Annotated in this window: 15 protein-coding genes and 1 pseudogene; 7 read left to right on the forward strand and 9 right to left on the reverse strand. The window is 67.5% G+C overall.

Features of this window, described 5'->3' with window-relative positions; translation table 11 throughout:
* The 7 genes and pseudogenes from C725_RS11695 to C725_RS11725 all read left to right on the forward strand — a co-directional run.
* Nucleotides 1–233 (forward strand): annotated as a pseudogene (locus tag C725_RS11695) (hypothetical protein); the annotation flags it as partial.
* 377 nt (nucleotides 234–610) lie between these two features.
* Entirely contained in the window at nucleotides 611–1,006 is a 396-nt protein-coding gene (crcB, locus tag C725_RS11700) for a fluoride efflux transporter CrcB (RefSeq protein WP_008603231.1), read from the forward strand.
* Nucleotides 1,003–2,190 (forward strand): RluA family pseudouridine synthase, encoded by a 1,188-nt coding sequence (locus tag C725_RS11705; protein WP_008603232.1) that lies wholly within the window; start codon nucleotides 1,003–1,005, stop codon nucleotides 2,188–2,190. The genes crcB and C725_RS11705 overlap by 4 nt, the downstream gene beginning before the upstream one ends.
* The gene (locus C725_RS11710) at nucleotides 2,187–2,849 is read left to right on the forward strand and encodes an HAD-IA family hydrolase (RefSeq protein ID WP_008603233.1); all 663 of its coding nucleotides are present in this window, start codon (nucleotides 2,187–2,189) and stop codon (nucleotides 2,847–2,849) included. Before C725_RS11705 ends, C725_RS11710 begins: the two co-directional genes overlap by 4 nt.
* Nucleotides 2,846–3,073 (forward strand): hypothetical protein, encoded by a 228-nt coding sequence (locus C725_RS11715; RefSeq protein WP_008603236.1) that lies wholly within the window; start codon nucleotides 2,846–2,848, stop codon nucleotides 3,071–3,073. The genes C725_RS11710 and C725_RS11715 overlap by 4 nt, the downstream gene beginning before the upstream one ends.
* Entirely contained in the window at nucleotides 3,070–3,759 is a 690-nt protein-coding gene (locus C725_RS11720) for an ATP12 family chaperone protein (RefSeq protein WP_008603238.1), read from the forward strand. The genes C725_RS11715 and C725_RS11720 overlap by 4 nt, the downstream gene beginning before the upstream one ends.
* 58 nt (nucleotides 3,760–3,817) lie before the next feature.
* Nucleotides 3,818–4,531, forward strand: a complete 714-nt coding sequence (locus C725_RS11725; RefSeq protein ID WP_008603240.1) for an NAD(P)-dependent oxidoreductase — start codon at nucleotides 3,818–3,820, stop codon at nucleotides 4,529–4,531.
* A 13-nt stretch (nucleotides 4,532–4,544) separates the two neighbouring features.
* On the opposite strand, the gene map is transcribed toward C725_RS11725, so the two are convergent.
* From map to murC, 9 genes are all read right to left on the reverse strand, one after another.
* The gene (gene map, locus C725_RS11730; protein ID WP_008603241.1) at nucleotides 4,545–5,324 is read right to left on the reverse strand and encodes a type I methionyl aminopeptidase; all 780 of its coding nucleotides are present in this window, start codon (nucleotides 5,322–5,324) and stop codon (nucleotides 4,545–4,547) included.
* A 1-nt stretch (nucleotide 5,325) separates the two neighbouring features.
* Nucleotides 5,326–5,532 carry a ParD-like family protein gene (locus C725_RS11735; protein ID WP_008603242.1) on the reverse strand — a complete coding sequence of 69 codons (207 nt, stop codon included), beginning with the start codon at nucleotides 5,530–5,532 and terminating at the stop codon, nucleotides 5,326–5,328.
* Between the two features lie 58 nt (nucleotides 5,533–5,590).
* Nucleotides 5,591–6,712 carry a CaiB/BaiF CoA transferase family protein gene (locus C725_RS11740; RefSeq protein WP_008603243.1) on the reverse strand — a complete coding sequence of 374 codons (1,122 nt, stop codon included), beginning with the start codon at nucleotides 6,710–6,712 and terminating at the stop codon, nucleotides 5,591–5,593.
* 420 nt (nucleotides 6,713–7,132) lie between these two features.
* Nucleotides 7,133–8,776, reverse strand: a complete 1,644-nt coding sequence (ftsZ, locus tag C725_RS11745; RefSeq protein WP_008603244.1) for a cell division protein FtsZ — start codon at nucleotides 8,774–8,776, stop codon at nucleotides 7,133–7,135.
* An 82-nt stretch (nucleotides 8,777–8,858) separates the two neighbouring features.
* Nucleotides 8,859–10,121: a cell division protein FtsA gene (gene ftsA / locus C725_RS11750; protein ID WP_008603245.1), complete on the reverse strand. Its 1,263-nt coding sequence runs from the start codon at nucleotides 10,119–10,121 to the stop codon at nucleotides 8,859–8,861.
* Nucleotides 10,118–10,993 (reverse strand): cell division protein FtsQ/DivIB, encoded by an 876-nt coding sequence (locus tag C725_RS11755; RefSeq protein WP_008603246.1) that lies wholly within the window; start codon nucleotides 10,991–10,993, stop codon nucleotides 10,118–10,120. Before C725_RS11755 ends, ftsA begins: the two co-directional genes overlap by 4 nt.
* Nucleotides 10,990–11,931 carry a D-alanine--D-alanine ligase gene (locus tag C725_RS11760; RefSeq protein ID WP_008603247.1) on the reverse strand — a complete coding sequence of 314 codons (942 nt, stop codon included), beginning with the start codon at nucleotides 11,929–11,931 and terminating at the stop codon, nucleotides 10,990–10,992. The genes C725_RS11755 and C725_RS11760 overlap by 4 nt, the downstream gene beginning before the upstream one ends.
* Nucleotides 11,928–12,836, reverse strand: coding sequence for a UDP-N-acetylmuramate dehydrogenase (gene murB / locus C725_RS11765; RefSeq protein ID WP_008603248.1), 909 nt, complete (start codon nucleotides 12,834–12,836; stop codon nucleotides 11,928–11,930). The genes C725_RS11760 and murB overlap by 4 nt, the downstream gene beginning before the upstream one ends.
* Entirely contained in the window at nucleotides 12,836–14,278 is a 1,443-nt protein-coding gene (gene murC / locus C725_RS11770) for a UDP-N-acetylmuramate--L-alanine ligase (protein ID WP_051051389.1), read from the reverse strand. The genes murB and murC overlap by 1 nt, the downstream gene beginning before the upstream one ends.
* Between the last annotated feature and the right edge of the window lie 16 nt (nucleotides 14,279–14,294).

Below are 14,294 nucleotides of genomic sequence, written 5' to 3' on the forward strand. Positions count from 1 at the left end.
TCGTTACCCCGTCATCCCTGCGTAAGCTGCGCGATACCGAAGGGCTGAACCGGGCCTTGGCGGCGCTAGGCTCTCAGCCGGCGGAGATCGCGACGCCGGACGATCATCAGACCGATGCGCTGGTCGCGGCGGCGGGGCTGCGCGCGATTGCCGGAGACGGGCGTTACTGGCAGCCGGCTGGGATGACGGCCGCGGTGGCGCGTACGGAAGGCTGGACGCTCGGGGTTTTGTGACGCCCGCACGAGGTTCGGTGCAGATAGGCCCCTGCCTGCGCAGGGGCGACGAGTTTGCTTTCGATAAAGACCAATAGCGCACCAACACTCCCCATCTACCACCCCTACCCGTCCCCCTCGTCATTCCTGCGAAGGCAGGAATCCATCGCTCCACAACCCCAGCCAAGCACCGAAGTCAGCGGGGTGGGCCCCTGCCTGCGCAGGGGCGACGAGCTTGGTTTCGATAAGGCAGAGAGGGCAACACTCCGCCTCTACCCACCCATCATCACCCACTTCGTCATTCCTGCGAAGGCGGGAATCCATCGCCCCAGGCCCCCAACGCAAGAACCGAACCCGGCGGGATGACGGCGGGGCGGGGATGGAATAAGGACGCGGGCATGCTGCCCATCCCGCTATCCCATATCGCCCTTGTCGCGCTCGGCGGCGCCATCGGAGCGGCGTCCCGCTTCGTGACCGTCCATCTGGTGACCCACCGGACGCTGGGCACCAGCCTGCCCTGGGGCACCTTTGCCGTGAACCTGATCGGAAGTTTCCTGATTGGCGCCGTTCTGATGACGACGCTGGAAAGCGATAGCGGCAACCGGCTGCGGCTGCTACTTGTCACCGGATTTCTGGGCGGCTTCACGACCTTTTCCGCCTTTTCCTGGGAACTCACCGAAATGCTGATGGAGCGGCGGGTCGGCGCCGCGGCGCTATACAGCTTTGGATCAGTGCTGATGTGTCTGACGGCGACCTTTGCCGGGGCCCTGCTGATGCGGACCTTCGCGCGATGAGCGGGCACGAGGATGTCCGCCAGTTCACCGTGGCGCCGGACGACGACGACATCCGGCTGGACCGCTGGTTCAAGCGGCACATGCCGGAGGCGAGCTTCACGATCGTGTCCAAGTGGGCGCGCACGGGGCAGCTGCGCGTCGACGGTTCGCGGGCGAAGCCGGGCGACCGCATCCGCGCCGGGCAGGTGCTGCGCGTGCCGCCGCTGGAGGCCGAGCGCGTCAGCCCCATGGCGGAAAAGCGCGAGCGGAGACCGCTGACCGAGGACCAGATCGAATTCGCGCGTAGCCTGGTCATCCACAAGGACGCGCACGCCATCGTCATCAACAAGCCCCCCGGCCTCGCCACGCAGGGCGGCACGGGGCAGAAGGCGCATGTCGACGGGCTGCTGGATGCGCTGAAATTCGACCGGGACGAACGCCCCAAGCTGGTGCACCGGCTGGACAAGGATACGTCCGGCGTCCTGTTGCTGGCGCGCACGGCGCGCGCGGCCGCGCATTTTTCGAAGGCGTTCTCCGGCCGGACGGCGCGCAAGATCTATTGGGCCATCGTCATGGGCGTGCCGGAGATCCCGGACGGCCGCATCGACCTGCCGCTGGCAAAGCAGCCGGGCACGGGCGGCGAGAAAATGCATGTCGATCAGGAGGGGGGGCAGCGCGCCGCCAGCCGCTATCGCCGCATCGACCGCGCCGCGAATCGTGCCGCGTGGCTGGAACTGCAACCGCTGACCGGCCGCACGCACCAGCTTCGCGTGCATATGGAGGCGATCGGCCACCCCATTGTCGGCGACGGCAAATATGGCGGTAAGGACAGCTTCCTGACCGGCGGCATCTCTCGCAAGCTGCACCTGCATGCCCGCCGCCTGAAGATCGAGAAGCCGGACGGCGGCGTGCTGAACGTCATTGCCGAGCCGCCGGAGCATTTCGCCGCCAGCCTGACAAACCTGGGCTTCGATCCAGTGGAGGGCGACCTGCCGCTGGAGGAGGAGCTGGACGATCCCGGCTTCAAGGCGCGGCTGGCGAAGAACAAGTCGCGCGACATCCGCCGGGCGAAGCGCGACGAACACGCGGCCCGGCGGGGCGCTGCGCGCAAGAGCACGGGCCGCGGCGCCCCGCCCGCGAAGCCATCTGGAAAGAAAGGCGGCCGCCCGGGGGGCCGATCCGGCGGCGGGACGCGGCGGAAATGAGCATCCGCCTCGCCATATTCGACTGCGACGGCACGCTGATGGACAGCCAGGCGAACATCGTCGCGGCGATGGATGCGTGCTTCGACATGAATCGCCTGCCGCCGCCCGCCGCCAACGCCACGCGGCGCATCGTCGGCCTGTCGCTGCCCGAAGCCATGGCGCAGCTTGTGCCGGAAGCGGAGGCGGCCCTGCACGACAAGATGGCCGAAGATTACAAGACCTGCTTCAAGCGCATGCGCGCGGAGGCGGCGCTGGCGCACGAGCCGCTGTACGAAGGGGTGCTGGAGACGCTCGTGCGGCTGGAGGAGGCGGGTTGGCTGCTTGGGATCGCGACGGGAAAGTCGGACCGGGGGCTGGAACTGGCGCTCGACTATCATGGCCTCGGCGGGCGCTTCATGACCCTGCAGACCGCCGACCGGCATCCGTCGAAGCCGCATCCCGCCATGGTCCTTCAGGCTCTGCGCGATGCGGGCGCGGAGGCGGAGGGCGCGCTGATGATCGGCGACACGATCTTCGACATGGCGATGGGGCAGAATGCCGGTGTGCGCTCGCTGGGCGTGGCATGGGGGTATCACGCGCCGGAGGAACTGACCGAAGCGGGCGCCGTAGCCGTGCTGGATGACTATTCCGCGCTTGGTGATTACATCCTGACGTCATGAGCGATACGAACGAGACCGAGGCGCGCGCGAAACGCCGCCTGATGAGCCTGTCCCTGGTTCGCCTTGCCGGCATGGCGCTGGTGATCGCAGGGCTGCAGATCTGGCTAAAGGGGGCCTTCGGGCTGCAGGACGAAACCATCGGCAAGGCGGTCGCCGTCGTGGGCATCGCCTGCGTGTTCCTGCTGCCCGCGCTGCTGCGCCGCCGCTGGCGCGAGAACCCGTGAAGCGGTTCTACGAAAAGGCAGCCGCGCGGCGCACGGACGAGGGCTGGCAGGTGGAACTGGACGGGCGGCCGCTGAGAACGCCGAAACGCGCGCCGCTGATCCTGCCGACGGAGGCCATGGCGCAGGCGGTGGCGGCCGAGTGGGACGCGCAGGGCGACCTGATCGATCCCGCCTCCATGGCGATGACCGGAATCGCCAATGCCGCCATCGATCATGTGAGCGCCGACCGGTTGGGCTTCGCCAGCCGCATCGCGGCCTATGGCGAAACCGACCTCGTCTGTTACCGGGCGAGCGGACCGGAGCCGCTGGCGGCGCGGCAGTGCGCGGCCTGGGACCCGCTGATCGCATGGGCCGCGCGCCGCTATGACATCGCATTCGAACTGACGGAGGGGCTGATGCCCCAGCCGCAGCCGCAGCCGACCCTGTCGAAACTGTCTGCGGCATTGGACGCATTCGACGATTTCGCACTGGCAGCGGCCCAGCCCATCGTGACGATCACGGGCTCGCTGGTCGTCACCCTGGCGCTCCTGGAGAGGGAGATCGACGCGGAAACGGCGTGGCTCGCCGGACAGGTCGACGAACTCTACCAGATGGAGGAATGGGGCGCCGATGCCGAGGCGGAGGCTGTCCTTGCCCGCCGGCGTAGCGAGCTGGAAACGGCCGCGCGGTTCCTGTCGCTGAGATGACGGCGCAACCCTGAGCGCGCCGACCGGTTGTCCGAGGACAAGCAACCGGGAGCCTTTCATGAAGACAATCGCCGTTATCGGTGCAAGCGGAAGTACCGGCAGGCTGGCGTGCGAGCACGCAAACGCCGCCGGTGCCGATGTGATCGCCATCGACCGGGACGAACCGGACCCGGCGGACCGGCTGGAGGACGTGCGCTATCGCCGCGCCGACGTGCTGAAGGGTGATCTGAACCCGGCACTGGAGGGCTGCGACGCGGTGATCTCCACACTCGGCCTGCCCTTCACAGCGAAGAACGCGCTCGATCCGCCGCCTCTCTATACGCGGGGCACGCAGCGGATCGTCCAGACCATGGAGGAGCTGAACATCCGGCGGCTGGCGGTCATCTCCGCCGCGTTCGTGACGGAGCAGCCGGCGCTGCCGACATGGTTTTCGATGACGGTGGTGCCGGCACTCAGCCGGATCCTCGATCAGATGCGCGAGATGGAGCGATCGATCGAGACGAACCCCGCCCTCGACTGGACCATCGTGCGGCCCGGCTGGCTGCTCGACGAACCGGCACAGGGAAAGCTGCTGACGGGCGAGGAGCGCCTGCCGGAGGGTGCGTTTCGCTGCCGCGAGGGCGACCTGGCCCGCTTTCTGGTGGAAAGCGTCCTGGAGGATCGACACATCGGCCGAAAGCCTGCGATCGGCGCGCCCGAGCCGCATGAGCATGAAAGCCCGGCGGCCCTTGGCGAGGCTCTGCTGGAGATGCTGCCGAAACCTCCGGGCTGACGAGCGGAGGGCGCTAGCCGGAAATCGGGCCGGGCGGCGTTTCGCCGGCGCGAAGGGTCAGCACCTCTACCCCGCCATCCGTGACGGCGACGGTGTGTTCGAACTGCGCGGACAGCTTTCCGTCGGCCGTCACGACCGTCCATCCGTCCGGCCGGGTCGCCACCTGCCGCGTTCCCTGGTTGACCATGGGCTCGACGGTGAAAACCATGCCCCGCTCCAGCCGCTGGCCACGGCCGGGACGGCCGAAGTTCAGCACCTGCGGCTCCTCGTGCATCTCGCGGCCGATGCCGTGACCGCAATAGTCGTGCACGACCGAATAGCCGTTCTTCTTCGCGTGCCGCTCGATGGCGAAGCCGATGTCGCCCAGATGCGCGCCGGGCCGCACCTGCGCGATCCCCTGCCACATCGCCTCCCGCGCGACGCGCACAAGTCGCCGCGCCGCGGGAGGGACCGTCCCCACCATGTAGGTCTTGCTGGAATCGGCGATGAAGCCGTTCTTTTCCAGCGTGATGTCGAGGTTGACGATATCCCCGTCGCGGACCCTCTCGCCCGCCGCCGGAACGCCGTGGCAAACGACATCGTTGGCCGAACTGTTGAGCACATATTCGAAGCCGTACTGGCCCTTGCTCGCCGGCCGGGCAGCCAATTCGTCCGTGATGAACCGCTCGACCAGATCGTTGATTTCCAGCGTCGACATGCCGGCAAGATCGAGCGTGTCGAGCATTTCGAATACGGATGCGAGGAGCCGGCCCGATATCCCCATCAGGGCAAGCTCCTCCGGGGTCTTCACCATGTCAGGCGGCCGCGGACCGCGGCATGCGGACGTCCGCCGCCTCCATCTGCATCTGCACGATCTGGTTGAAGGACAGCGTCGGATTGGCCTCTGCCAGCATGCCGGCGCGCATCCAGAATTCCGCCTGCGCATTGATCGAGCGGCACATGACGGTGCTGGCGCGGCGAACGTCCTCGTGCAGCTCGTCGGCGATCTTCACAATGCCCATAATCGTAAACCTCGGCTAATTGATATACGAAACATATACGTTTCATGTATCGATCAGGTCAAGCGATGGCCTGCTTGTCGCGCAGCGCCGCAATCTCTGCTTCCGAAAAGCCGGACGCGGACAGGACGCTATCGGTGTCCGCCCCGGTTTTTGGCGGAGGCACGGGCGCATCGGCGCGCGTTTCGGAAAAGCGCGGTGCGGGCGCGGGGTTCGTCATGCCGCCAACCTCGACGAACGTGCTGCGCGCGCGGTTGTGCGGGTGCTGCGGCGCCTCCGACAGGGACAGAACGGGCGCGAAGCAGACGTCCGTCCCCTCCATAATCCGGCACCATTCGTCCCGCGTCCTAGTCTTGAACAGCGCCGTCAGCTTGTCCTTCAGCGCGTCCCAGCCCTTCGGGTCCATCTGCGCGTCGAATGCCGCATCCTCGATGCCGGCAAGGCGGCGCAGTTCGGCATAAAATTGCGGTTCGATGGACCCGATGGAGATCCACTTCCCGTCCGCCGTTTCGTAGGTGTCGTAGAAATGCGCGCCGGTATCGAGCAGGTTCACGCCGCGCTCGTCGCGCCACATGCCGGCGCCGTAAAAGCCCCAGATCATTGCCATCAGCGCCGCCGATCCGTCGGTCATCGCGGCATCGACGACCTGTCCCTGCCCCGTCCGCTGCGCATGCAGCATGGCGGACACCATGCCGAAGGCCAGCATCATGCCGCCACCGCCGAAATCGCCGACCATATTGATGGGCGGCGTCGGCTTCTCCCCCGCGCGGCCATAGGTATGAAGCGCACCGGACAGCGCGATGTAGTTGATGTCGTGCCCGGCCGCCTGCGCGTAGGGGCCGCCCTGTCCCCAGCCGGTCATGCGGCCATAGACGAGGCGGGGATTGTCGCCGAGGAGGATGTCCGGGCCGAGGCCGAGCCGTTCCATCACGCCGGGACGCAGACCCTCGAAGAAGCCGTCGGCGTCCCGCGCGAGGCGGCGGACCACCTCGACCCCTTCGGGTGTCTTCACGTTGCAGACGACGGATTTGCGGGATCGGCCCAGCACCGGTTCCGGGCGCGCGCCGGGCCGGTCGATGCGGATGACCTCCGCGCCGTGATCGGCCAGCATCATGCCGCAGAACGGCCCCGGGCCAATGCCCGCCATTTCGATGATGCGCAGGCCCTGCAGCGGTCCGGCCATGTTTGCTTCTCCCCTGTGTCGGTACGAAGGGGATATAGGCCGCGCGGGACGGCCGGCGGCAACTCCGGCAAGGAATAGGGCGCGGAGGGAGCGGGGGCGTGGCCTGCGCCGGCGCCGGCGCCGGCGCTACGGAGAGCGGATATCGAACATCGCGCGGGTCGTTCGATCGGGGGTCGTCCAGACCGTGCGTGGGCCGGGTAGTTTGGGACGCTCGGTGGTGGACCCCTGCCTTCGCAGGGGTGACGGAACTGTGGCTGTTTAGGCTGCCGAGGCTGTTTAGGCTGTCGACGCTGTGGGTTTCGGGTGTGGCATTTGCGGCTTGAGTGGAACGCACCGGGAAACCGTACGTCGCCCCTGCGCAGGCAGGGGCCCATCCCTGGAGCCTATGAGACGCGGCGGGCTGAACCCGCCGCGCAAGGCCTAGTCGTTGACCTGACGCTTGAAGAAGGCGGGAATTTCCAGGGGATCTTCGCCGCTGGGCGCCTTTTCATCCTCGGCGAACAGGTCCTCGCGGGCCTTTTTGGCCTTGGGCGCGCCGCGGCCGATGGACGTCATGCGTTCGAACAGGCTGGGGCCGCGCTGCGGTTCGTCCTCCGCCGGCTGGCCGGCTGCATAGGGCCGCTCCAGGTCCTCGGCCTCGTCTTCCGGTTCGATCTGCATGGCCGGCGGCGCGGCGGGCTGCGGCGCGGGGCGTGCGGGCGCAGCGCCAGCAGGCTCCGTGCGCAGCGGACGCACATTGCCGATGGACGGATGCTGCGGCGCGTCTTCCCGCGCAGCCGGTGCAGGCTGCGGCGCCTCCTCCGCGAACATGCCGTCATCCTCCTCGTCGCGCGCGTCGGCTGCAATTGGCTCCGCGGCGTCTTCGGCGGGCGTCTCGGCGGCATCGTCCTCATAATCCGCGTCGGTGAAAGGGGTGGACTGGGCGGCCGTTTCCGTCTCCGGCTCGGCGGGCGTGGCCTCCGGCTCCGCGACCGGCGAAGGCGGAGCTGCCGGCGCGGGCGTGGCAGGACGCGGCGCAGGCGCGGCGCTGCCGAAGCCGCCAGCGACGGTGCCGAAGCTGACGCGCGGCTGCGACGTCGACGGCGTCGCACGATTTTCCTCCGACGCCTCGATGCCCGTGGCGACGACGGAAACGCGCAGCTTGCCATCGAGCTCTGGATTGAAGGCGCTGCCGAAGATGATGTTGGCATCGGCGTCGACCATGTCGCGAATATGGTTCGCGGCCTCGTCGACCTCCATCAGGCCCATATCGTCGCCGCCGGTGATGTTGATGAGGAGCGCGCGGGCGCCGCGCAGGCTGACCTCGTCGAGGAGCGGGTTCGACACGGCCTTGTTCGCCGCCTCGATGGCGCGGTTCTCACCCTCCGCCTCGCCGGTGCCCATCATCGCCTTGCCCATTTCGGACATGACGGTGCGAACGTCGGCGAAATCAAGATTGATGAGGCCGGGCATCATCATCAGGTCGGTGATGCCGCGCACGCCCTGGTGCAGCACCTGGTCGGCCATGGAAAACGCCTCCCGAAAGGTGGTCTGCGGGCTGGCGATCATGAAGAGGTTCTGGTTCGGGATGACGATCAGCGTGTCGACGTGCTTTTGCAGCTCCGCGATGCCGCTTTCCGCCGCGCGGGCGCGCTTCGCCCCCTCAAAGCTGAAGGGCTTCGTCACGACGCCGACCGTGAGGATGCCGCGTTCGCGCGCCTGCTGCGCGATGACGGGCGCCGCGCCGGTGCCGGTGCCGCCGCCCATGCCGGCGGTGATGAAGCACATGTGCGATCCCTCGAGCGCCTGCTCGATCTCGTCGGCATTCTCCTCCGCGGCGGCGCGGCCGATTTCAGGACGGGCGCCGGCACCAAGGCCCTGCGTGATCTTGTGGCCAAGCTGGATGCGCGTGTTGGCGGAGGACGCGCTGAGCGCCTGCGCATCGGTATTCGCAACGACGAAATCGACGCCGTCGAGCTGGCTTTCGATCATGTTCGCGACCGCGTTGCCGCCCGCGCCGCCGACACCGATAACGGTGATCCGCGGTTTCAGTTCGGTGAGTTCGGGACGTTCAAACGCGACCATTATTCATGCCTCCAGACAGGTTACCCAAAGCCTATAGATTCAGCGAGTCGGCGTGAATCCCCTTTCTTAACTTTTTTCCCTCTTAAAAGCTGGCTTTCAGAGCCTGGAACATCCGTTTGAAAGCAGAGGGAGAACTGCTCGGCAGGCTGGCGGCAAGCCCCTCCTCCCACTGGAACGGCGTCTCGTCCGACGCATAGAGAAGAAGGCCCGCGAGCGCGGTATAGGCGCTGGCCTGCTGCGCCTCCGGCAGGCCGGAGATTCCCGCAGGCGTGCCGATGCGGACATGGCGGCCAAGGACGCTTTCGGCATAGTCGGCAATGCCGGCGAGCGAGGCGGCGCCGCCCGTCAGCACCACCTGGTTCGCGCGCGGGCCGACGAAGCCGATTTCGCGGAACCGGTCGTCGACCAGCCCGAAGATGATGTCGAGGCGCGTGCGGATCGCCTGCACCAGTTCGCTGCGGGGGCGCCGGCGCATCTCGTCGCCGCCGGTGATGGGCGGCACGTCGATCATCTCGTGATTGTCGCGCGGCACGGCGCTGGCGGAGCCCTTCAGCGCCTTCAGACGCTCCGCGGAGGCGCGCGGCGTGCCGAGCGCGCTGACAATATCCTCCGTGATCGCGGCGCCGCCGATCGGGATGGAGGAGAAGCCGGCGAGGAGGTTCTGCGCGAACACCGCCACATTCGTGACGCCGGCGCCGATTTCCACCAGCGCAACGCCGATCTCCCGCTCCTCCGGCGACAGGGCGGCGCGGCCGCTCGCCAGCGGCGCAGCGACGATGGATGAAATGTTGAGGTCGGCGGACCGCACGGCGGTGTCGAGGTTGCGAAGCGGCGCGGTGTCGGCGGACACGATGTGGATGTCCGCGCCAAGCGTCCGGGCATAAAGGCCGAGCGGGTTCATCACCGCCCCCTGGCCGTCGATGGTATAGAGCGCGGGCGCGGCGTGAAGGATGGTGCGGCCGGCCGGATCGATGCGGGCCCGCCCCTCCTGATGCACCAAGTCGATGTCGGGCCGCTCGATGCGCTGGCCGCCCAGTTCGACCTCCACGGACGCGACATCGCTTTCGAGACCGCCGGCGGACATGCCGACGGTGACGCTTTCGACGACGGTGCCGGCGTTGCGCTCAGCCTTGTCCATGGTCTGGCGGATCGCCGCCTCGGTCGCAGCGAGGTTGACGACGATGCCGTTCTTCAGCCCCTCGCAGCGCATCTGATGGCTGCCGATGACGCGCGGCGGCTCCCCCTCCTCGGCAATGCCGATCAGGGCCGCCACCTTCGACGAGCCGACGTCGAGCGCCGCGACCATGCGCTCGCCCCGCTGCTGACCGCGTCCCCTGCCGATCAAATCTCGGTGCCTTTCAACAGTTCGAGGCCGGCGCCCGGCTCCTTCGAGACGCGAACCGCCATCTGCCCCGGTACGCGGAAATCGAGCGAGGCGAAACCGCGCCCCGTCAAACTGCTCTCCCGGTCGAGGCGCAGGAAGGAGTCGAGCGCGCGGCGAGCATTCGCATCGCCCTCCGGCAAAAGGATGGTCTCGCCGGAATCGAGCGTCAGGTCCCAGCGCCGCTCTCCGCGCCACGTTGCCGCGCGAAGCTGATCCGCAACGGCGGGATAGTCGCCGAGAAGGGCAAGGAGTTCGCTGGCCTGTCTGTTCGCGCCCTCGTCGACGATCAGCGGCAGGCCGGCAAAGCGCTGCATGCCCTGCCTGGTGATGACGCGGCCGCCCGCATCGATCAGATAATGTTCGCCGTTGTTCTGCCAGATGGCGGCGGGCTCGCGCTCCGTCACGTCGATCAGGAGGCGGTCGGGCAACACGCGCGCAACGCTCGCCTCCGCCACCCAGGGCAGATTTTCGAGCCGGCGCTTCACATCGTCCAGATCGACGAGGAGCATGGAATCGGAGGCGCCGTCGAGCGCGGCGGTGTAAAGGGGCAGACGGGCCATGTAGCGTGTCCCCGTCACCTCGACATCGCGCACCTCGAAGCCTGCGCCGGCAACCACGTTCGCCGCCGCCAGCCACAGCTTTCCGGGCAGGTCGTAGAGCCACGCGGCGCCGACGGTCAGAACAGCCGCCGCGACCGATATGATGGTCAGGCCGAGCGTGCGAGCCGCTGCCTCCGTCCGCGCGCCCGCCGCCTTCCGGCGCGCGGGCGCCTTGCGCTTCGGCGCGCGCGACGGGCGCCCCTGCCCGCGTTTCAGGACGACCCGGTCGCTCACTGCGTACGCGCCTCCCGCGCCCGCGCATGGACCAGAGCCTCATCAAGGAGCTGCTGCACCAGATCCTCGTACGAGATGCCGAGATATTTCGCCTGTTCGGGAACGAGGCTGAGCGGCGTCATGCCGGGCTGGGTGTTCACCTCCAGCAGCCACAGGCCATCCGCTCCGGCGCCGTCGTCATAGCGGAAATCGGAACGGCTGACGCCGCGGCAGCCCAGACGTTCATGCGCGCGCAGGGCAATGTCCATCGCCGCCTCCGTCACGTCCGGCGGCAGCTGCGCCGGGCATTCGTGAACGGTCAGCCCGTCGGTGTATTTCGCCTCGTAATCGTAGAAGCCGCGCTTTGGACGCAGTTCGGTGACGGCGAGCGGGCGGCCGGCGAGGACGGCGACCGTCAGTTCGCGCGTGCCGACGAAGGGTTCCGCGAGCAGCCGGTCGAATTCCTGCCACGGACCGGGCACGTCGCGGCCGATGGGGTCGCCGTAGTTCGACCCCTCCTCGACAATGGCGATGCCGACGGAGGACCCCTCATTCACCGGTTTCAGCACATAGGGGCGCGGCAGCGGGTCGCCGGAGTAGAGGTCCTCGCTGGCGACCATCCTGCCCGCCGGCATGCGGATACCCGCGGGGACGAGGATCGTCTTCGTCAACTCCTTGTCGATGGCGATGACGGAGGTTTCGAGACCCGAATGGGTGTAGGGCAGCTGCATGATGTCGAGGAGGCCCTGCACGGTGCCATCCTCCCCCGGAACGCCGTGCAGCGCATTGAAGACGACATCGGGACGGATGCCGGCAAGAACCGCGGCGACGTTTCGGTCCATGTCGACCTCGACCGTTTCATGACCCAGCTTGCGGCACGCCTCTGCAATGCCGCGGCCGGAGGTCAGCGAAACCTCCCGCTCGGCGGACCAGCCGCCCATCAGCACCGCGACCTTCATTTCCGGCGTCCCACGCGTTCGATTTCCCATTCCAGCTCGATACCCGAATCCGACTTTACGCGGGCGCGCACCTCCTCGCCCAGCGCTTCGATATCGTCGCCCGTCGCGTTCCCCGTATTGATGAGAAAGTTCGTGTGCTTCTCGCTGACCTGCGCGCCGCCGACGATCAGCCCTCGGCAACCGGCGGCGTCCACAAGCTGCCAGGCCTTCTGCCCGTCCGGATTCTTGAAGGTGGAGCCCCCCGTCTGCGTGCGCGTCGGCTGGGATGCCTCGCGCTGCGCCTGAATTTCATCCATGCGGCGACCGATCTCAACCGGATCGCCGGGCCGTCCCTCGAACACCGCCTCCACAACGACGTCGCCGTCCTGCAGGTTGGAATGGCGGTAGCGGAAGCCGAGTTCGTCCGCGGGGAGCGTCTCCACCGCGCCGCTGCGCCGTACGACCGTGGCCTCGATCAGGAAGTCCGCCACCTCGCTGCCATAGGCGCCGGCGTTCATGCGCACGGCGCCGCCGGCGGTGCCGGGGATGCCGCGCAGGAATTCGAGGCCGGCAATGCCGGCATCGCGCGCCGCGCTGGCGACGGTGATCCCCATGGCCGCCCCGCCGCAGCGCACACGCATCCCGTCCACGGCGATCTTCGCAAAGGCCTTGGACAGGCGAACGGTGACGCCGGGCACGCCGCCCGACCGAACGATCATGTTGGACCCCACGCCAACGGGCATGACCGGCACGTCCGGGTCCAGTTCCGTCAGAAAGGCGGACAGGTCCTCCACATCCTCGGGCCGGAACATCCAGTCGGCCGGGCCGCCCGTGCGGAACCAGATGAAGGTCGCCAGCGGCTCCTTCTCCGTCAGCGCGCCGCGCACGGCGGGCATTCGCGCGGCTTGATCCCGCTTCGCCGCCATCAAATATCGCCCCTGCGGACGAGACGGATCGTATCGGCAAGGCCGCCGGCCCATTTGGTGATGTCGCCGGCGCCGAGGCAGATGACCCGGTCGTCCGCCTCGATCACGGGCGAGAGAGTGCGGGCGAGATCCTCCGCATCCTCGACAATGGCGATGTGGCGGTGGCCGGCCTGTTTCAGCTTGTGCGCCAGAACCTCCGAATTGACGCCGTCGATCGCATCCTCTCCGGCGGCATAGACCGGCGTCAGGTAGATCATGTCGGCATCGTTGAAGGCGGTGGCGAATTCCTCCATGTGATCGCGCAGACGCGTGTAGCGATGCGGCTGACAGACCGCGATGACACGGCCCGGCGCGCTTTCGCGGGCCGCCTGCAGCACGGCGCGGATTTCGATGGGGTGGTGGCCGTAATCGTCGATGATGGTGGTGCCATCGACCTCTCCGACGCGGGTGAAGCGCCGCTTGACGCCGCGAAAGCGGGCGAAGCCCTCCCTGATCGCCTCGTCGGAAATGCCGAGTTCCACGGCAACGCCGATCGCACCGAGCGCGTTCAGGACATTGTGCCGACCGGGCATGGGCAGGAAGATGTCGTCGATGCGGCGCTGCTCGCCGGAGCGGCCGCGCAGTACGACGTCGAAGCGGTTGCCATCGGGATTGGGGCGCACATTCTCGCCGCGAATATCGGCCTGGGCGGAGAAGCCATAGGGCACGACGCGGCGGTCGCGAACCTGCGGCAGGATCGCCTGCACGTCATTGTCGTCGATGCAAAGGAACGCGGAGCCGTAGAAGGGCACATGCTCGACGAAATCGACGAACGCCTTCTTGATGGCATCGAAGCTGCCATAATGATCGAGATGTTCGGGGTCGATGTTGGTGACGATGGCGAGCGTCGGCGGCAGACGCAGAAAGGACCCGTCACTCTCGTCCGCCTCCACCACCATCCAGTCCGACGTGCCGAGCCGGGCGTTGGTGCCGTAGACGTTGATAATGCCGCCATTGATGACGGTGGGGTCGAGCTTGCCGGAATCCAGCAAGGCGGCGACCATGGATGTCGTCGTCGTCTTGCCGTGCGTGCCGGCGACGGCCACGTTCGATTTCAGGCGCATCAATTCGGCCAGCATCTCCGCCCGGCGCACGACCGGGATGCGCTTTTCAAGGGCGGCATCCACCTCCGGATTGCCGCGCTTGATCGCGGTGGAGACGACGACGACCGAAGCTTCCGTCACATTTTCCGCCTTGTGGCCGATATGGACGGCGATGCCCTTGTCGCGCAGTCCCTCGACCACATAGCTTTCGGCGATGTCGCTGCCCTGAACCTTGAAGCCCAGATTGTGCATCACCTCGGCAATGCCGGACATGCCGATGCCGCCAATGCCGACGAAATGGATCGTGCCGAGCGCCTTGGAGAACTTCGCCGGCCCGGAATCGATGGGGCCGGACGACATGCCGGATTCGAGAGGA

Source organism: Pacificimonas flava, assembly GCF_000342165.1.
In the GTDB taxonomy this organism is placed as follows: Bacteria; Pseudomonadota; Alphaproteobacteria; order Sphingomonadales; family Sphingomonadaceae; genus Pacificimonas; species Pacificimonas flava.